Genomic DNA, 18,674 nt, shown 5'->3' with positions numbered 1-18,674 from the left:
GGTAACGGGCCGCATCAGACCGTGTGAAAACGTAGCGAGCGCAGGTCAGGCAAGGCAAAAAACGGCGAAAAAGCGCAGTTTACGCGCTGTAAATGAGCATTTTGAGCCGTTTTTTAACGCAGCATGAGCAAGCGCAGTAGTTTTCACACAGTCTGAGCTTGGCCCGTTACGACCATCTGGAGCATGCCCATGGACAAGAACGACATCGACATCCTCGCCCGCGAGGAGTGCTTTCGCGGCTTCTACCGGCTCGACCGGCTCAAGCTGCGTCACCGGCAATTCTCCGGTGACATGGGCCCGTCCATCACCCGTGAGCTGTTCGTGCGCCACGATGCCGTCTGCGTGTTGCCCTACGACCCGCAGCGCGACGAGGTGGTGCTGATCGAGCAGTTCCGCGTCGGCGCCATGGACAAGGCGGCCAACCCCTGGCTGCTGGAACTGGTCGCCGGGCTGATCGACAAGAACGAAGAGCCCGAAGAAGTCGCTCGCCGCGAAGCAGTCGAAGAAGCTGACCTGATTCTCGGCTCGCTGTGGCCGATCACCCAGTACTTCCCCTCCCCTGGCGGCTCCGACGAGTTCGTCCACCTGTTCCTCGGTCGCTGCGACAGCGCCGGGGCCGGCGGCGTACATGGCCTGCCGGAGGAAGGCGAGGACATCCGCGTGCACGTAATGGCCCTGGCCGATGCCCTGGCCGCGGTGCGCGATGGGCGCATCAACAACGCTGCGAGCATCATCGCCCTGCAATGGCTGGCGCTGAACCGCGACGAAGTGCGGGGCATGTGGTCGTGAACCTGCTGCGCGAGCGCTACCGGGTCGATCTGGTCGAGCTGCAGACCGCTTGCGAGGCCAACTACGCACGCCTGATGCGTCTGTTGCCGAGCATGCGCAGCGAACATCAGTCGCGGCGTGTGGCCCTGAGCCAGGGAGATCATCTGCTGGGCATCCTGCACCTGGAAGTGCTGGAAACCTGCCCCTACACCACCAGCCTGCGCGTGCGCCAGGAGCACAGCCTGCCGTGGCTACCGGTGCCACAACTGGAAGTGCGGGTCTATCACGATGCGCGCATGGCGGAAGTGGTCAGCGCCGAGAATGCCAGACGCCTGCACATTCGCTACCCTTATCCGAACGCCGCCATGCACCAGCCGGACGAGAAGAGCCAGCTCAACCTGTTTCTCGGTGAATGGCTGAACCATTGTCTGGCCTGCGGACACGAAGCGCAGCCGGTACTCTGAAACCCTGGATCAAGCTTTTGCCCAGCCTGCCGATAGGCTCGGCGCGCGGTTTTTGTGGCCCGCCCCCTGGCGACCACCCTGTGCGCTGTAGCAGGCGACGGCAAAAAAACACTCCTGGTTTTTTCTGTGATCTGTTTCCGCTTCCCGGGGTTTCCCCTTTTGCCGCAGCAGCTACCATAATCCATTCGTTCGCGCCCCTGGAGACCGCCTTGTCGAGCCACGCCCCCCTCGCCGCCGATTCCTCGGTTCTGCTGGTGCAGTTGTCCGACAGCCATCTGTTCGCCGAAGCGGATGGCAAGCTGCTGGGCATGGACACCTGCGACAGCCTGTGCCGTGTGATCGAAAAGATGCGGCAGGAACAATCTGGCATCGACCTGATCCTGGCCACCGGCGACCTGTCGCAGGACGGCAGCCTGGCTTCCTACGAACGCTTTCGCAGCCTCACCGACGGGCTCGGCGCGCCGGTACGCTGGCTGGCCGGCAACCATGACGAAGCCTCCCCCATGCAAGTGACCTGCGCTGGCACGCACTTGCTGGAGCCAGTGTTCGACATCGGTGCCTGGCGCGTGATCCTGCTCGACTCGTCGATCCCCGGCGCGGTGCCCGGTTTTCTTGCCGACAGCCAGTTGGAGCTGCTGGAGCGTGCCCTGAGCGAGGCCCCCGAGCGCCATCACCTGATCTGCCTGCATCATCACCCGGTGTCCATCGGCTGCAAGTGGATGGAGCCCATCGGCCTGCGCAACCCCGATGCCCTGTTCGCCATCCTCGAACGCCATGCGCAGGCGCGTGCCGTGCTCTGGGGCCATATCCACCAGGAGTTCGACCAGCAGCGCGGCGACCTGCGCCTGCTCGCCTCGCCCTCGACCTGCGTGCAGTTCGCCCCTGGCAGCGAAGACTTCCAGGTGGGCAGCGAAGCCCCCGGCTACCGCTGGCTGCGCCTGCATGCCGACGGCACGCTGGAAACCGGCGTCTCGCGCGTCACCGGCATCAGCTTCGAGATCGATTACAGCGTCAAGGGCTACTGAAGCAGCGGCAAGCCTCAAGCTACAAGCCGCAAGCAAAACACCCAGCCCCAACAGACACCGCCCCGCTGTTTCTTGCAGCTTGCCGCTTGCAGCTTATAGCTGCTTTTTGTAGTAGCCTCCCGCACCATGACTGCATCCATCCTCTATATCCACGGCCTCAACAGCTCGCCGGCCTCGCTCAAGGCCAGCCAGTTGAGCCGCGCCATGGCGCATCTGCAACTGAGCGAGCAGTTGCGGGTGCCGGCCTTGCATCATCACCCGCGCCAGGCCATGGCCCAGCTCGAGGCGCTGGTCGCCGAACTGGGCGCGCCACTGCTGGTAGGCAGCTCACTGGGCGGCTATTACGCCACTTATCTGGCTGAGCGCCATGGCCTGAAAGCCTTGCTGATCAACCCCGCTGTGCGTCCGCACCTGCGCTTCGACGGCTACCTCGGCCCGCAGCGTAATTTCTACAGCGACGAGAGCTGGGAACTCAGCGAGGATCACATCCACGCCCTGGCCGAGCTGGAAGTGGCGCCACCACAGGACACCCGCCGCTATCAGGTGTGGTTGCAGACCGCTGACGAAACCCTCGACTACCGTGACGCCGAGCGCTACTACCGGGCCTGCGCTCTGCGCATCCAGGCCGGTGGCGACCACGGTTTCCAAGGCTTCAGCGAACGTTTGCCGGCACTCTTCGCATTCGCCGGCATTGGCGCCACAATCTGGCGCGATACCGACTTTTCCGCCTTCAATTGACGATCAAGAGAGCCCATGGCCCAGCAGAACGCCTATAACGCCGACGCTATCGAAGTCCTCTCCGGCCTCGACCCGGTGCGCAAGCGCCCGGGCATGTACACCGACACCACGCGCCCCAACCACCTGGCCCAGGAAGTCATCGACAACAGCGTCGACGAAGCCCTGGCCGGGCACGCCAAGTCGATCCAGGTAATCCTCCACGAGGACAACTCGCTGGAAGTGCTCGACGACGGTCGCGGCATGCCGGTGGACATCCACCCGGAAGAAGGCGTGCCCGGTGTCGAGCTGATCCTCACCAAGCTGCATGCCGGCGGCAAGTTCAGCAACAAGAACTACCAGTTCTCCGGCGGCTTGCACGGCGTCGGCATCAGCGTGGTCAACGCCCTGTCGACCCGTGTAGTGGTCACCGTCAAGCGTGACGGCAACGAGTACCAGATGAGCTTCGCCGATGGTTTCAAGGCCAGCGACCTGGAGGTCATCGGCACGGTCGGCAAGCGCAACACCGGTACCAGCGTGCATTTCTGGCCGGACGCCAAGTACTTCGACTCCTTCAAGTTCTCGGTCAGCCGCCTCAAGCATGTGCTCAAGGCCAAGGCCGTGCTGTGCCCAGGCCTGTCAGTGACCTTCGAGGACAAGGCCGCCGGCGAAAAAGTCGAGTGGCTGTATGAAGATGGCCTGCGCTCCTATCTGGTCGATGCCGTCAGCGAATTCGAGCGCCTGCCTGCCGAGCCCTTCTGCGGCAGCCTGGCCGGCAACAAGGAAGCGGTGGACTGGGCCCTGCTGTGGCTGCCCGAAGGCGGCGATGCGGTACAGGAAAGCTACGTCAACCTGATCCCCACCGCGCAGGGTGGCACCCACGTCAATGGCCTGCGCCAAGGCCTGCTCGATGCCATGCGCGAGTTCTGCGAATTCCGCAACCTGCTGCCGCGCGGGGTCAAGCTGGCCCCGGAAGACGTCTGGGAACGCATCGCCTTCGTCCTCTCGATGAAGATGCAGGATGCCCAGTTCTCCGGCCAGACCAAGGAGCGCCTGTCCTCGCGTGAGGCGGCGGCGTTCGTCTCCGGCGTGGTCAAGGACGCCTTCAGCCTGTGGCTCAATGCCCATCCGGAAACCGGCCTGGCGCTGGCCGAGCTGGCCATCAGCAACGCCGGGCGCCGTCTCAAGGCGGGCAAGAAGGTGGAGCGCAAGAAGATCACCCAGGGCCCGGCGCTGCCCGGCAAGCTGGCCGACTGCGCCGGCCAGGAGCCGATGCGTGCCGAACTTTTCCTGGTCGAGGGCGACTCGGCCGGCGGCAGCGCCAAGCAGGCGCGTGACAAGGAATACCAGGCCATCATGCCGCTGCGCGGCAAGATCCTGAATACCTGGGAAGTGGATGGCAGCGAGGTGCTGGCCTCGCAGGAAGTGCATGACATCGCCGTGGCCATCGGCATCGACCCCGGTTCCAGTGACCTCTCCGGGCTGCGCTACGGCAAGATCTGCATCCTCGCCGACGCCGACTCCGACGGTCTGCACATCGCCACTCTGCTCTGCGCCCTGTTCGTCCGCCACTTCCGCCCGCTGGTGGATGCCGGGCACGTCTACGTGGCCATGCCGCCGCTGTACCGCATCGACCTGGGCAAGGAGATCTTCTACGCCCTGGACGAAGCCGAGCGCGATGGCATCCTCGACCGCCTGGTCGCCGAGAAGCGCCGTGGCAAACCGCAGGTCACCCGCTTCAAGGGCCTCGGCGAGATGAACCCGCCGCAACTGCGCGAAACCACCATGGATCCCAACACCCGGCGCCTGGTGCAGCTCACGCTGGATGATTTCGACGGCACCCGCGAGGTGATGGACATGCTGCTGGCGAAGAAGCGCGCCAGCGACCGCAAGAACTGGCTGGAGTCCAAGGGCAACCTGGCCGAGGTACTGGCCTGATGCGCCGGCTGTTGCTCGCCGCCAGCCTGCTGGCGGGCCTGGCGCAGGCCGAACAGGCGCCACTCGAAGAGCTGCGCCTGGAGGCCGAGTACCCGGTCGACGGCATGCCCTACGGCAATCTCTCGGGGCTGGCCAAGTGCGGCGAAACCCTGTGGAGCCTGTCCGATCGCGATGATGACCGCCTCTTCCAGCTCAACCTCACCGAAGGGCGCCTGCAAGCAGAGGCGGAAACCTTCGTCGCCCCTGAACCGCCACCAAGCCAGCACCCCTGGGGTCTGCGCATGCGTAACTGGGCGGCCAGCCTGGTGCGCGGTGGGCACTTCGATTTCGAGGGGCTGAGCTGCGATGCCCGGGGCAACCGTTACCTGGTCAGCGAAACCCAGTCCGCCGTGCTGCAAGTCGCCAGCAATGGTGACGCTCAGTGGCTGCGCCTGCCCAACGGGCTGGTGCGCCAGGCACGCGCCAGCGGCATGCTGCTGCACTTCAACCAGGGCTTCGAGGGCATCACCATAGACCCGGACGGCAACCGCCTGTGGATGGCCGCCGAACAGCGCCGCCGTGGCCTTACCGTGCTGCATCGGCAGAACAATGCCTGGCGCTGCACCGGCGGCTGCGTACTGTTCAGCGAAGGCGGCAAGGAGCCCTCGCCCGCAGCCCTAGGCGGGCACCCCGCCGCGCGTGATTTCGCCGGCCTGGCCTACTTCAACGACAAGCTCTTCACCCTCGAACGTCAGGCCCATCGCATCTGCCGCCGCGCCCTGAGCGATGGCGTGGTCGAACGGTGTTGGTCGTTCGCCGCCGAAGCCTTGACCGAGCCACGCCGTTACCCCGTGGAGTACGGTGTGGCCGAAGCCTTGTGGATCGGCAAGGACGGCGCCTGGATCGGTGTCGACAACGGCGGCATGACCCGTGCCGATGGCGAAACGCGCCCCGTCGTCTGGCAGTTCAAGGCGCCCAAGGGCGGCTGGAGCCAACGTCCGTGAGCGAGCAGACTCCCGGCAAGCGCGCCGGGCGAGTGATGTGGGTGCTCGCCTGGGGCGCTGGCCTGCTGCTGGCCACGCATTTCTTCGGCGACTGGGAAGAGCGCCAGCGCAACCCCAACCAGGTGCCGCACTCGGTACATGGCCAGGGCTATGTGGAAGTCAGCCTGGCCAGCAATCGTCAGGGCCATTACCTGCTGGACGGGCAGATCAACGACCAGCCGGTGACCTTCCTGCTCGATACCGGCGCTACAGCCGTGGCCATTCCCGAGGCGCTGGCACGCAAGCTCGGCCTCAAGCGCGGCGCACCGATCACCCTAAGCACTGCCAATGGCCGCACCACCGGGCACCGCACGCGCCTGGCCAGCCTGCGCCTGGGCGACATCGTATTGCGCGACGTGGCCGCGCTGATCGCCCCCGGCATGGATGGCGACGAAGTGCTGCTGGGCATGAGCGCCCTGAAACAACTCGAATTCACTCAGAAGGGCGGCACCCTGGTGCTGCGCCAATCAACCCTGCAATGAGGCCCGCATGAGCGAATCCCTCGATTTGAGCCTGGAAGGCGTGGAGCGTCGGTCGCTGGCCGAGTTCACCGAACAGGCCTACCTCAACTACTCCATGTACGTGATCATGGATCGTGCCCTGCCGCATATCGGCGACGGCCTCAAGCCGGTGCAGCGGCGCATCGTCTATGCCATGAGCGAACTGGGCCTGGACGCCGACGCCAAACACAAGAAATCGGCGCGTACCGTCGGTGACGTGCTCGGTAAGTACCACCCGCACGGCGACAGCGCCTGCTACGAAGCCATGGTGCTGATGGCGCAGCCGTTCTCCTATCGCTACACCCTGGTGGACGGCCAGGGCAACTGGGGTGCGCCGGACGATCCCAAGTCCTTCGCCGCCATGCGTTACACCGAGGCGCGCCTGTCGCGCTACTCCGAGGTACTGCTCGACGAACTGGGCCAGGGCACCGTGGACTGGGTGCCGAACTTCGACGGCACCATGAACGAGCCGGCCACCCTGCCGGCGCGCCTGCCCAACCTGCTGCTCAACGGCACTACCGGCATTGCCGTGGGCATGGCCACCGATGTGCCGCCGCACAACCTGCGCGAAGTGGCCAGCGCCTGCGTGCGCCTGCTGGACGAGCCGAGTGCCACGGTCGAGCAGCTCACCGAGCATATTCCTGGCCCGGATTTCCCCACCGAGGCCGAGATCATCACGCCCAGGGCCGACCTGCTGAAGATCTATCAGACCGGCCGTGGCTCGGTGCGCATGCGCGCCGTGTATCGCATCGAGGATGGCGACATCGTGGTCACCGCCCTGCCCCATCAGGTTTCCGGGGCCAAGGTGCTGGAGCAGATCGCGGCGCAGATGCAAGCCAAGAAGCTGCCGATGGTGGCCGACCTGCGTGACGAGTCCGACCACGAGAACCCCTGCCGCATCGTCATCATCCCGCGCTCCAACCGGGTCGATGCCGAAGAGCTGATGACCCACCTGTTCGCCACCACCGACCTGGAGTCCAGCTACCGGGTCAACACCAACGTCATCGGCCTCGACGGCAAGCCGCAGGTCAAGGATCTGCGCACGCTGCTGACCGAGTGGCTGCAGTACCGCGTCGGCACCGTGCGCCGTCGCCTGCAGTTCCGCCTGGACAAGGTGGAGAAGCGCCTGCACCTGTTGGAAGGCTTGCTGATCGCCTTCCTCAATCTCGACGAAGTCATCCGCATCATCCGCAGCGAGGATCATCCCAAGCCGGTGCTGATGGAACGCTTCGGCCTCACCGATGTGCAGGCCGACTACATCCTCGACACGCGCCTGCGCCAACTGGCCCGCCTGGAAGAAATGAAGATCCGTGGCGAGCAGGACGAACTGGCCAAGGAACGCGAGAAGCTCCTGGCCCTGCTCGGCAGCGAAGCCAAGCTGAAGAAGCTGGTGCGCAAGGAGATCCTCGAGGACGCCGAGAAGTACGGCGATGCGCGCCGCTCGCCGCTGGTCGAACGCGCCGAAGCCAAGGCACTCTCGGAAACCGAGCTGATGCCCACCGAGCCGGTCACCGTGGTGCTCTCGGAGAAAGGCTGGGTGCGTTGCGCCAAGGGGCACGACATCGACGCCACGGGCCTCTCCTACAAGGCCGGCGATGGCTTCAAGGCCGCCGCGCCTGGGCGCTCGAACCAGTACGCCGTGTTCATCGACTCCAGCGGGCGCAGCTACTCGCTGGCGGCGCACTCGCTGCCCTCGGCACGCGGCCAAGGCGAGCCGCTCACCGGCCGCCTGACGCCACCGCCTGGGGTCAGCTTCGAGTGCGTGCTGCTGCCCGAGGACAGTGCCCTGTACGTGATCGCCTCGGACGCCGGTTACGGCTTCGTGGTCAAGGGTGAGGATCTGCAGGCCAAGAACAAGGCCGGCAAGGCGCTGCTCACCCTGCCCAACGGCGCGCGCGTGGTCGCGCCCAAGCCATTGAGCAATCTCGAGAATGATTGGCTGGCTGCGGTGACCACCGAGGGTCGCCTGCTGCTGTTCCCGGTGCGCGACCTGCCGCAACTGGGCAAAGGCAAGGGCAACAAGATCATCGGCATCCCCGGTGAACGCGTGGCCAGCCGTGAGGAGTACCTGACCGACCTGGCCATCGTGCCGGGCGGGGCCAACCTGGTGCTGCAAGCTGGCAAGCGCACCCTGACCCTCAAGGCCGATGACCTGGAGCATTACAAAGGTGAACGTGGCCGCCGTGGCAACAAGCTGCCACGCGGCTTCCAGCGCGTCGACCAGTTGCTGGTGGAATGACCTGGCGAGCCAGCCGTCAGCGCTTTGGCGCTGACCGGCTGGCAGACAGGGGCTGGAGTCGTGACGCAGTTTGACGGATGATACGCCGCTCAGGCCCTTTCTCTGGCCGCCCATCGGCACGACATGCTCTTGATACGCAGCCTGATCCTGGCTGCGGGGATCTTATGATGACCGTAGTACGCCCACTGGCTCTACTTCTGACCACATTGCTGAGCTTGGGTGGTTGCAGCCTGCTGCAGCCCAAGCCGGTTCCGCTCTATCAACTCGATGCCGGCGAAGCCGTGGCACCGACCCAACAGAACGGTGTCGCGGTTCTGCTGGGCCCGGTCAGCGTCGCCGACTATCTGCGCAACGGCAATCTGCTGCAACGCCAGGCCGACGGCAGCCTGGTAGCCGCGCCGAATGCGCGCTGGGCCAGCGGCCTGGCCAATGACATCGACCAGCAACTGCTGCGCCAGCTCGCCTGGCGTCTGAACAGCCAGCGCCTGGTGCTGGCCCCGGCGCCGGGTTTCAGCGCCGACGCTCAGGTGATGCTGAACATCACCCGTCTCGACTCAGGCCCCAACCAGCCGGCGGTGCTTGAGGCCCAGTGGCGTCTGCTCGATCGTCGCGGGCAACTGCGCGACAGCCGCCTGATCCACCTGGAAGAGAAGCACAACGGCAGCCTGGGCGAGCAGGTCAAGGCGCAGAGCGTGGTGCTGCAGCGCCTGGCCGCGGAGCTGGCAACCGCCATCCAGCCGGTGGTGGCCCTGGCCGAGCCGCCCGCACAGCCAGCGCGCAAGAAGGCGCCGTCGACCAAGAGCGATGTGCAAGCGCCGCCGGCAGTGCCACGCATCCCGGTGGCGGAGCCGATCAGGATCGATACGGAAGTCTTCCGCTTCTAAACGGCTTCTAACAGGCCGTTGAAAAACGTAGGCGAGGCAGGCAAGACAAGGCAAAAACAGCCGAAAAAGCGCAGTTTATGTGCTGTAAATGAGCATTTTGAGGCTGTTTTTTAACGCAGTATTGCCAACGCAGGTAGTTTTTCAACAGCCTGCTAACGAAAACGCCGCGCTCCGAAAGGGGGCGCGGCGTTTTGTTTTCCGTGACAGCCTTTTACTTCAGCTCGCTGGATCCCTTGCCCAACAGGCGACGGGCGACAATGAGCAACTGGATCTGCTGGGTGCCCTCGAAGATGTCGAGAATCTTCGAGTCACGCGACCATTTCTCCAGCAGTTCGTCCTCGCCATAACCCATGGCCCCCGCCAACTCCACGCACTTGAGCGTCACTTCGCTGGCTACGCGTCCGGCCTTGGCCTTGGCCATGGACGCCTCCTTGGAGTTGGGCAACTTGTTGTCGGCCATCCAGGCGGCCTTGAGGGTCAGCAGGCGCGCAGCCTCCCACTCGGCCTCGAGGCGATAGAGCGTGGCTTCGGCGTGGCTGACGCTCAATAGCGGCTTGTTGTAATCCAGGCGCATACCCGCCTTGCGCAGCAGCGTACGGGTGCGATCCAGCGCCGCCTTGGCCACGCCCACGGCCATGCCGGCCACCAGTGGCCGGGTGTTGTCGAAGGTTTCCATGACCCCGGCAAAGCCTTTCTGCACATCCACTTCGGCATTGCCGAGCAGGTTGGCAGCCGGCACCCGGCAATCGCTGAAACTGATCGAGGCGGTATCGGAGGCCTTGATCCCGAGCTTCTTCTCCAGACGGGTGACGGTCATGCCCGGCGTGCCCTTCTCCACCACGAAGGACTTGATCGCCGCACGGCCCAGGCTGCGGTCGAGGCTGGCCCAGACCACCACGGCATCGGCACGCTCGCCGGAGGTGACGTAGATCTTCTCGCCATTGAGCACGTAATGGTCGCCGTCCTTGACCGCCGTGGTGCGAATCGCCGCCGAGTCGGAACCGCAGCTCGGCTCGGTGATGGCCATGGCCGCCCAGGTCTTGCCGAAGCGTGCCAGTTGTTCATCGTTGGCCACGGCGGCAATGGCCGCATTGCCCAGGCCCTGGCGCGGCATGGCCAGGAGCAGACCGACGTCGCCCCAGCATAGCTCCATCACGCCGAGCAGCGCCGCCATGTTGCCGCCGTTACGCACGCCTTCCTGCTGTTCACGGGAGGCCCCGCGCTTGCTGGCCGAGCCGGCGCCGACGGCATCGGGCGAGCCCTCGTTCATGCCGTCGAGCAGCGCGGCGAGCATGTCCAGCTCCTTGGGGTAGGCGTGTTCGGCCTTGTCGTACTTGCGCGAGATCGGCCGCAGGTAACGCTCGGCAACCTGATGAGCCTGGTTCTGCAGGCCACGGAATTTCTTCGGGGTTTCCAGATTCATGAAGGTATTCCTCTCAAAGGTGCAGACCGCCGGCGAGCACGGCGACACTGCGCAAATCTCGGTACCAGCGCTCGACCGGATGCTCCTGGGTGAAACCATGGCCACCGAGCAGTTGCACCGCATCGCAGCCGATCTTCATCGCCTTTTCCGCGCACAACAGGCGTGCCAGGTAGGCCTCGCGATGAAACGGCTTGCCACTCTCGGCCAGTGCACAGGCGCGCCAGAGCAGCATGCGCATGGACTCCAGCTCGATGGCGATGTCGGCAATCATGAAGGCCACGCCCTGGCGATGACTGATCGGCTCACCGAAGGCCTGACGCTCGTTGCAGTAAGGCACCACGTAATCCAGCGCCGCCTGTCCGGTGCCCACGGCCAGCGCGCAGAAGGCCAACGCCGAGTAGTCGAGGAAAGCCTGAAAATCGAAATCCGCACCAGCCAGGCGCTGGCTGGCCGGCACCTTCACCCCCTTCAACTGGATGCGTGCCAGGCCACAGGCCTTGAGCCCCATGGCAGGTTCGGCACGGCGGCTCACACCCTTGCTCGAGGCCTCGACCACGAACAGTGCCGGCCCGTCGCTCGCCTTGGCCGCAACGATCAGACGACTGGCCTGCAAGCCACCGAGCACCAGGGCCTTCTCGCCATCGAGGATGTAATGCTTGCCGCGTTTGCGGGCACGGGTGGCCGGTACCTTGGGATCGGCCAGCATGGCCGGCTCGGTCACCGCCAAGGCATAGGCCGGGGCTCCGGTTTCACCCACGAACGCCGGCAACCACTCGGCCTGTTGCGCCGGCGAAGCCCAGCGACGGATGCAGTTGGCCGCCGAGAGCGGCAGCAGCAGCGCTGCTGCCAGGGAGAAATCACCTTGCGCCAGGCTCTCGGTGATCAGTGCATTGCTCAGCACGGTACGCTCACCGGCCATACCCCCATGCGCCTCGCCGACGCCATAGAAGGCCAGGCCCAGTTCGCTGGCCTGGTTGAGCAGTGCCGCCGGCACCAGGGCCTGGGCATCGGCCTCATGAGCCGCCGGGCGCAGCACTTCCAAGGCAAAGCCTTGGAGCATGTCCACCAGCATCTGCTGCTCTTCGGAAAGCGACAGGTCGAACAGGTCGTCGGTACGCGGCCGATCCGTGCGCGGTTTGCTGGCCGAACGCTCGGCCATCATGCGGAAACTGGCACGGCTGCCGGTATAGATGAACTTCTCGAAGGGTTTGCGCAGGTTAAGGCGATCCGGCCAGTCGGCCTGGGCCACCTTGCTCAGTACGCTCAGGGCAGAACCCTGTACATCGACACTCATGGCATCTCGCTCCTCGCGGGGTGATGCCATCGATGATGCGCTGCCGATGGGCGGGCGCCTATGACTCTCAAGACGCGCGCTCGCGTCAGTCAGGTCAAGGCCTGCACTCGGCGGGCATGGCTGGCACCATGCCCGCCGCGCGACTCATTTGCTGCGAATTTTCTCGACGATGGCGGTGGTGGAGCTGTTCTCCACCAGGCCGAGCACACGCACCTCGCCGCCATAGGCCTGGACGATATCGGCACCGACCACCTGATCGACGCCATAGTCGCCGCCCTTGACCAGCACGTCCGGCTGTACCTGCCCCAGCAGGCGCTCGGGCGTGTCCTCGGCAAAGCTCACCACCCAGTCCACCGCGCCAAGGCCGGCGAGCACCGCCATGCGCCGGTCGACGGCGTTGATCGGCCGGCCAGGGCCTTTCAGGCGGCTGACCGACGCATCGTCGTTGACCGCCACGATCAGGCGATCACCCTGGGCCCTGGCCTGCTCCAGGTAGGTAACATGGCCGGCGTGGAGAATATCGAAGCAGCCATTGGTGAAGACGATCTTCTCGCCATGGGCGCGTGCATCCTCGATGGCGATGAGCAACTGATCCAGGCTCAGCACGCCGCGCTCCGAGCCTTCTTCACGCTGCACCGCACGGCGCAGTTCCGGCGCGCTGATGGCCGCCGTGCCCAGCTTGCCCACCACGATGCCCGCCGCCAGATTGGCCAGGGCCACGGCCTGCGGCAACTCCTCGCCGGCAGCAATGGAAGCCGCCAGGGTGGAGATCACCGTATCCCCGGCACCGGTGACATCGAATACCTCACGGGCACGCGCCGGCAGGTGCAGCGGCGGTTGGTGCGGGCGCAGCAGGGTCATGCCGTGCTCGCCACGGGTCACCAGCAGCGCACCCAGCTCCAGCTCGCGCATCAGTTTGGCGCCCTTGCTGACCAGCTCGGCTTCGTCGGCACAGCCACCGACGATCAGCTCGAACTCGTGCAGGTTGGGGGTGATCAGGCTGGCGCCACGGTAGATGGAGAAATCCTTGCCCTTGGGGTCGGCCAGCACCGCGATGCCCTTGCTGCGCGCTGCCTGAATCAGCACCTGATGGTTCTGCAACGCGCCCTTGCCATAGTCCGACAGCACCAGCACCTTGACCCCGTCGAGCAAGGCCTCGACCTCACGCGCCAGAGCGGCGATATCGGTGGCGAAGGGTTCCTCGAAGTCCATGCGCAGCAATTGCTGGTGGCGGCTCATCACCCGCAGCTTGACGATGGTGGGCTGGTCGTCGAGGCGCTGGAAGTGGCTTTCCACGCCGGCGCCACGCAGGCTGTCGCTGAGGCTTGCGGCGGCCTCGTCTTCACCGGTGACCCCCACCAGCAGCGCACGGGCACCGAGCGCGGCGATATTCAGGGCGACGTTGGCGGCACCACCGGGGCGATCCTCGATCTGGTCGACACGCACCACGGGCACTGGCGCCTCCGGGGAAATCCGCGAAGTGCCGCCATGCCAGTAGCGATCGAGCATCACGTCGCCCACCACCAGAACGGCGGCTTGGTCATAGCGGGGCATGGTCAGTTTCATGGCAGCTCCAGAAAGGGAGAAAAACGGGAAAAATCATAGCATGGGGCATGTGGCGCACGGCTCAGAGTGGCCGCACCCAGAACAGCTCATGGCGCCGCACCGCCTTGCGGAAGAACTCGTCATCGCCTGTGGCGGGCCAGCGGCGCCCGGCCAGGGCAAACTGGATCAGCCGGCGCAAGCGCTTCTTCAATGGCAAGGGGCCTTGCAGATCATGCTGCAGCCCCAGCGCCATGGCCTTGTCCAGTTGCCGCTCGGCATTCAGCGTCGGGCTCCACAGGCGATCAGCCGGCAAAGGCGTGAGCGCCGGCGGCAGGGCGATGCCGTTGCCGGCTGGGCCCATGGGCCAGCGGTCATTGTCATGCAGGTGATTGGCGTAGAGCAGCAGGGTTTGCGGCTTCCAGCTGCTACGCTCGCAGGCCTCGAGCAGGGCACGGGTGCTGGCGACATGGTCGTGATGCGGGTCGAGCTGCGGGTGCGGCGTCACCAGCACCTCGGGGCGGTAATGCTCGATCACGGCGGCCAGATCGGCGATCAGGTTGTCCCAGGTCGGTTGGCCGTCGCCATCGGCCGGCAAAGGCAGCGGATTGTGTTGGCGCACACTGCGAACATCGCTCTCACCCGACTCGCGTGAGCCAAAGGGCACTTGCGGTTGCTCGGCCATGGCCGGCAGTTGCAAGCAGTAGTAGCCGAGCTGCACGCAACGCCGCTGCGGCACGCCGCCCCAGAGCGGCGCGGCCAGGCTGTCCCAGGCTCGCAGCCGGCCTTTCAGGAGAGCGGCAGCGGCCTTGTCCAGGCCCAGACGCTGGTAGTGTTCGGCCTCGATCTCCCCCTGAGTGAGAGTGACGATGGCCGTCTCCGACGAACGGCTGTACTGACCAAAGGCGGCCAGCTCGGCATCGTCGGCATGCGGCGCGATGATCAGCATGCGTTGGCCGGCGAAATCGGGGTTGCGCATGGCATGCAGGCGCAATTCGCCATGGATGCGGCAGAAACGCGGCACGATGCTCAGGCCATCGGCCTGCTGCCCAGAGAGGTTGAGGTAGCGCCGCCCGACGACACCGCGCTCGAAATCCTGGCGATCTTCCCCCACCCGCACATAAGGGTCGAGCCAGCGCCCCAGCCAGGTGGCCTTGAGCCGCAGTTCGAGGATCAGGGTGTCGTAGCCAGCCAGCTCGGCTTCGACCTGCAGCACACCTTGCTCGATACGCACCGGCAGGCTGAGGCAATCATCGGGAAAGTCGTAGCGGTAATCGTCGCGCGGCGAATAGAAGAGGTGATCGGCGAACCAGGCCTCATGCGCCACCCAGCCCAGTACCAGCAGCAGTAGCGGCAGCCACCAGGCAACGAGCACACCCAGCGCGACCAATACCAGCAAGGCCAACAGCAGGGCGATACGTTTGTTGCGCCGGTGGCGCTTGAGCAATTGTTGCTTGCGTCCGTTCATGGTTTCACACCTGATAGACCGGCACCCGGTTGCACCAGCGATCCTTGTACTCGCGATCGGCCCGGCCGAACGAATAGCGCAGGGGCTTGCCCAGCGAACGCGCATGCGCCCACTCGTTTTGCGTGTTGACGAAGCTGAGCACGCTGCCGGGGCTGAATTCGCGCTGCTGCGGGTCGACCCCGCCATTGATGTACTCCAGGCTGACCCATTGCGGCGCCTCGACCCGATAGAGCACCTGGATCGCCACCGGCTCATCGTTGAGATAGATCAGCGAGCCGGTCATGAACTCGCGCAGACGGCCGAACACCTCGACCAGGTGCGCCTTGCCAGTGGCCTCGAAGCCCCAGCGGCGCTGGAACAGGTCGGCGTAGATGCGCGCCTGCTCTTCGGGTGCCAGCTCCAGCATCGGCCGGATCACCCCGCCCGCCTCTTCCAGCAAGCGCTGTTCGCGGCGCTGGTTGTAGCGAAACTTCTTGCTGTACTGCTCTGGCTCGCGGGCCAATGCCAGCCCCTCGGGCTGCTCGCAGGCGCCCATGAGCTGGGCAGCATTGAGCTCGGAGAGATAACGGGCACGATGGCGCAGCGGCACACGTACCTCGGCGGAAAGCGGCAGGATGATCTCGGCATTGCCCAGATCGAACAGGCCACGTTTGCCCTGCTGCTTGAGCACGTCCTTGGACAGGGCCAGGTACCGGCCCCAGGTCGGAATCGCGGCCTGGAGCTCGCCATCGACCCTCCATCCCAGGTAACGAACCGGGATACCGGCCAGATCGGCCAACCGCGCGACCACCTCGGGATGGGTGGCAACGCTGCCGCCAAAGCACTCCCAGGCTTCGGCATAGTCCGCGGCGGAAATCTGCGTCCAACCACGCTCACGCCAGAATTGCAGACGACTCAGCATCAGGCGTCCTGCTCGGCCACGACGGACTCGTCGCCTTCCTCGAATTGCTTGGCATGCAGGCGCGCATAGTAGCCGTTCTGCGCCAGAAGCTCGGCATGGTTACCCCGCTCGACGATCTGCCCCTGATCCATCACCAGGATCAGATCGGCCTTCTCGATGGTGGTCAGGCGGTGCGCGATCACCAGCGTGGTACGCCCCTGCATCACCTGATCCAGCGCCGCCTGGATATGCCGCTCGGACTCGGTATCCAGCGCCGAAGTGGCCTCGTCGAGAATCAGCACGGGCGCATCCTTGAGCAGAGCGCGGGCAATGGCCAGACGCTGGCGTTGACCGCCGGAGAGCAACACCCCGTTCTCCCCTACCAGGGTGTCGTAGCCTTGCGGCATCTTCTCGATGAACTCGGCGGCATAGGCATCGGCGGCGGCCTGCTGCACGGCCTCGAGCGGAGCGCCAGCTAGGTCGCCGTAGGCGATATTGTTGCGTACGGTGTCGTTGAACAGGGTTACGTGCTGAGTCACCAGCGCGATATGGCGGCGCAGATTGCGCAGGGTGTAATCCTCGACGTCCACGCCATCGAGCAGGATCTGCCCCTGCTCATGGTGATAGAAACGCGGGATCAGGTTGGCCAGGGTCGACTTGCCACTGCCGGAACGCCCGACCAGCGCTACCATCTGCCCGGGCTCGGCGACGAAGGAGATATCGTTCAGCACCGGTTTTTCCGAACCGGGATAGCTGAAGCTCAGGTCCCGCACCTCCAGCCGGCCATTGATGCGTTCGCGCTCCTGAGTGCCGTTATCCACTTCGGGCGCTTCATCGAGCTGCTCGAAGATGCTCTCGGCACCAGCAAGGCCCTTCTGGATGGTGGAACTGACTTCGGATAACTGGCGAATCGGCTTGGGTAGCAGACCGGCCAGGGTGATATAGGCCACCAGATCCCCCGCCGAGGCATCACCCCGCAGCCACAGCACGAGGAACATCAGCACGGCCATGGCGCTGTAAATCACCAATTGCAGCGAAGGCGTGTATACCGCACCGGTGCGCACCATCTTCAACTGCTTGTTCTTGTTCTCCTCGCTGGCGTCGAAGAAACGCTGCTTCTCGTAGTCCTCACCACCAAAGCTGCGCACCACCCGGTAACCCTGGATGCTTTCAGAGGTGACATGGGTGACATCACCCATGCTGGTCTGAATCTTCTTGCTCTGCTTGCGGAATTTCTTGCTGGTACTGGTGACCATCAAGCCAATGATCGGCAGAATCGCCAGCATCACCAGGGTCAACTTCCAGTTCATCCACAGCAGCGTGGCAAAGAGGAACACCACCGTCATGCCCTCACGCACCACCACCTTGATCGCATCGGTCGCAGCGCCGGTGACCATGGTGACGTTGTAGGTGATACGCGAGATCAGGTGGCCGGAGTTGTGGTTGTCGAAGTAGCGATTGGGTAGGGTCAGCAGGTTGTTGAACAGCGCGATACGCAGATCCTGCACCAACCCCATCGAGACCTTGGCCAGATAGTAGTTGCCAAGGAACGACCCGATGCCCTGCCATAGGGCGATCAGCACGATCAACAGCGGCACGGCCTGCAGCAGCTTGAGGTGCGCCAGCCAGGGGGCGTGCTCCAGCAGCCATGGCACGCCCGCGAACAGGCTGGCCTCGGGGTTGGACAGGCCATCGACGAAGTACTTGAGGATGTAGCCCAGCATCGGCTGAGTCGAGGCGAAGATCAGGAAGCCAAGGATACTGATGGTGAACAGGCCCCAATAAGGAACCACGTAGCGCAGCAATCGCAGATACACCTTGAAGCTGGATTGCTGGTTGGAATTGGCCATTCGGCTTGCCTCATGCGCTGGCAGGGTTAGCAAGAGGCGGATTGTACCAGCACTGTCGAGCTAAACACTCACGACGCCCCTGGAAGTTTTGGTAGCCGCCGGGCAGCCAGGATCATCGCAACACAGAAATGAAATCAATTAGCCACTACAATGCGCGATCTTGCCACCGTGAGCGGCGGAAAAACTCCCGCTCTATAAGCAATGTATTGCGCAGTGAAATCCTGTAACGGCCTGGATACACGGCCTAATTCTGGAGCGATATGAACAACCGCCCCCAACTCGTCTATCTCGCCTTTGGTGCCGAGATTTATCAGCTCGAGGCCATATTCAGCCTTGTCTCTGCACTATCTCGAAGCTCAACCCGCGGATGGGAAATACAAGTTTTCACGGATGCTCCAGAACGATATGTCGGCCTTCCCGTGAAAACGCAGATCATCGATGAGCAATGGGCTGGCCCCCATCGTTACCACTTCCGCATCAAGCATGCAGCGCTGCGCGAGGTGTTACGTCATCACGAGATTGCAGCCCTGGTAGACACTGATACTTTCTTTCACCACTGCGTCGACGATCTCTTTACACGAATCAGACCCTGAGGAATCCCCACAAAAATCCCATTTTGATCAATGGGATAGCTTGAAGACGCCTGCATGAGTCGGGCAGTTT

The 18,674-nt window shown here is 64.4% G+C and carries 16 protein-coding genes; 10 read left to right on the top strand and 6 right to left on the bottom strand.

What is annotated here, in order from left to right:
• Positions 1-189: 189 nt before the first annotated feature.
• From ACSVIK_RS14630 to ACSVIK_RS14590, 9 genes are all read left to right on the top strand, one after another.
• On the top strand, positions 190-789 hold the full coding sequence (locus ACSVIK_RS14630; RefSeq protein WP_442445004.1) for an NUDIX domain-containing protein: 600 nt from the start codon (positions 190-192) through the stop codon (positions 787-789).
• Complete coding sequence (locus tag ACSVIK_RS14625) at positions 780-1,232, top strand: DUF1249 domain-containing protein (protein ID WP_442445003.1); 453 nt, start codon at positions 780-782, stop codon at positions 1,230-1,232. The genes ACSVIK_RS14630 and ACSVIK_RS14625 overlap by 10 nt, the downstream gene beginning before the upstream one ends.
• Before the next feature lie 209 nt (positions 1,233-1,441).
• On the top strand, positions 1,442-2,257 hold the full coding sequence (gene cpdA, locus ACSVIK_RS14620) for a 3',5'-cyclic-AMP phosphodiesterase (RefSeq protein WP_442445002.1): 816 nt from the start codon (positions 1,442-1,444) through the stop codon (positions 2,255-2,257).
• Between the two features lie 126 nt (positions 2,258-2,383).
• The gene (locus ACSVIK_RS14615; RefSeq protein WP_442445001.1) at positions 2,384-2,995 is read left to right on the top strand and encodes a YqiA/YcfP family alpha/beta fold hydrolase; all 612 of its coding nucleotides are present in this window, start codon (positions 2,384-2,386) and stop codon (positions 2,993-2,995) included.
• A 15-nt stretch (positions 2,996-3,010) separates the two neighbouring features.
• Complete coding sequence (gene parE / locus ACSVIK_RS14610) at positions 3,011-4,909, top strand: DNA topoisomerase IV subunit B (protein ID WP_442445000.1); 1,899 nt, start codon at positions 3,011-3,013, stop codon at positions 4,907-4,909.
• Positions 4,909-5,892 (top strand): esterase-like activity of phytase family protein, encoded by a 984-nt coding sequence (locus ACSVIK_RS14605; RefSeq protein ID WP_442444999.1) that lies wholly within the window; start codon positions 4,909-4,911, stop codon positions 5,890-5,892. Before parE ends, ACSVIK_RS14605 begins: the two co-directional genes overlap by 1 nt.
• Before the next feature lie 35 nt (positions 5,893-5,927).
• Positions 5,928-6,413: a retropepsin-like aspartic protease family protein gene (locus ACSVIK_RS14600; protein ID WP_442445066.1), complete on the top strand. Its 486-nt coding sequence runs from the start codon at positions 5,928-5,930 to the stop codon at positions 6,411-6,413.
• Between the two features lie 7 nt (positions 6,414-6,420).
• Positions 6,421-8,670 (top strand): DNA topoisomerase IV subunit A, encoded by a 2,250-nt coding sequence (parC, locus tag ACSVIK_RS14595; protein WP_442444998.1) that lies wholly within the window; start codon positions 6,421-6,423, stop codon positions 8,668-8,670.
• Positions 8,671-8,834: 164 nt separating this feature from the next.
• A complete protein-coding gene (locus ACSVIK_RS14590; RefSeq protein WP_442444997.1) occupies positions 8,835-9,554 on the top strand; it encodes a PqiC family protein in 720 nt (239 codons plus the stop codon).
• Between the two features lie 211 nt (positions 9,555-9,765).
• Here ACSVIK_RS14590 and ACSVIK_RS14585 read toward each other — a convergent pair whose 3' ends face one another.
• The 6 genes from ACSVIK_RS14585 to msbA form a co-directional block, all read right to left on the bottom strand.
• A complete protein-coding gene (locus ACSVIK_RS14585) occupies positions 9,766-10,977 on the bottom strand; it encodes an acyl-CoA dehydrogenase family protein (RefSeq protein ID WP_442444996.1) in 1,212 nt (403 codons plus the stop codon).
• Positions 10,978-10,990: 13 nt separating this feature from the next.
• Positions 10,991-12,271 carry an acyl-CoA dehydrogenase family protein gene (locus ACSVIK_RS14580; protein WP_442444995.1) on the bottom strand — a complete coding sequence of 427 codons (1,281 nt, stop codon included), beginning with the start codon at positions 12,269-12,271 and terminating at the stop codon, positions 10,991-10,993.
• 144 nt (positions 12,272-12,415) lie between these two features.
• The gene (gene hldE / locus ACSVIK_RS14575; protein ID WP_442444994.1) at positions 12,416-13,837 is read right to left on the bottom strand and encodes a bifunctional D-glycero-beta-D-manno-heptose-7-phosphate kinase/D-glycero-beta-D-manno-heptose 1-phosphate adenylyltransferase HldE; all 1,422 of its coding nucleotides are present in this window, start codon (positions 13,835-13,837) and stop codon (positions 12,416-12,418) included.
• A gap of 61 nt (positions 13,838-13,898) precedes the next feature.
• Entirely contained in the window at positions 13,899-15,281 is a 1,383-nt protein-coding gene (locus tag ACSVIK_RS14570; RefSeq protein ID WP_442444993.1) for a PIG-L deacetylase family protein, read from the bottom strand.
• A 4-nt stretch (positions 15,282-15,285) separates the two neighbouring features.
• On the bottom strand, positions 15,286-16,182 hold the full coding sequence (locus tag ACSVIK_RS14565) for a GNAT family N-acetyltransferase (protein WP_442444992.1): 897 nt from the start codon (positions 16,180-16,182) through the stop codon (positions 15,286-15,288).
• Positions 16,182-18,011: a lipid A export permease/ATP-binding protein MsbA gene (msbA, locus tag ACSVIK_RS14560; protein ID WP_442444991.1), complete on the bottom strand. Its 1,830-nt coding sequence runs from the start codon at positions 18,009-18,011 to the stop codon at positions 16,182-16,184. The genes ACSVIK_RS14565 and msbA overlap by 1 nt, the downstream gene beginning before the upstream one ends.
• A gap of 260 nt (positions 18,012-18,271) precedes the next feature.
• Between msbA and ACSVIK_RS14555 the strand changes: the two genes are divergently transcribed.
• Complete coding sequence (locus tag ACSVIK_RS14555) at positions 18,272-18,604, top strand: hypothetical protein (protein WP_442444990.1); 333 nt, start codon at positions 18,272-18,274, stop codon at positions 18,602-18,604.
• The last annotated feature ends 70 nt before the right edge of the window (positions 18,605-18,674 follow it).

The sequence above is a fragment of the Pseudomonas sp. NCHU5216 genome, assembly GCF_052156495.1.
Taxonomy (GTDB): Bacteria; Pseudomonadota; Gammaproteobacteria; order Pseudomonadales; family Pseudomonadaceae; genus Aquipseudomonas.
This window is presented reverse-complemented; position numbering and strand designations above follow the sequence as displayed.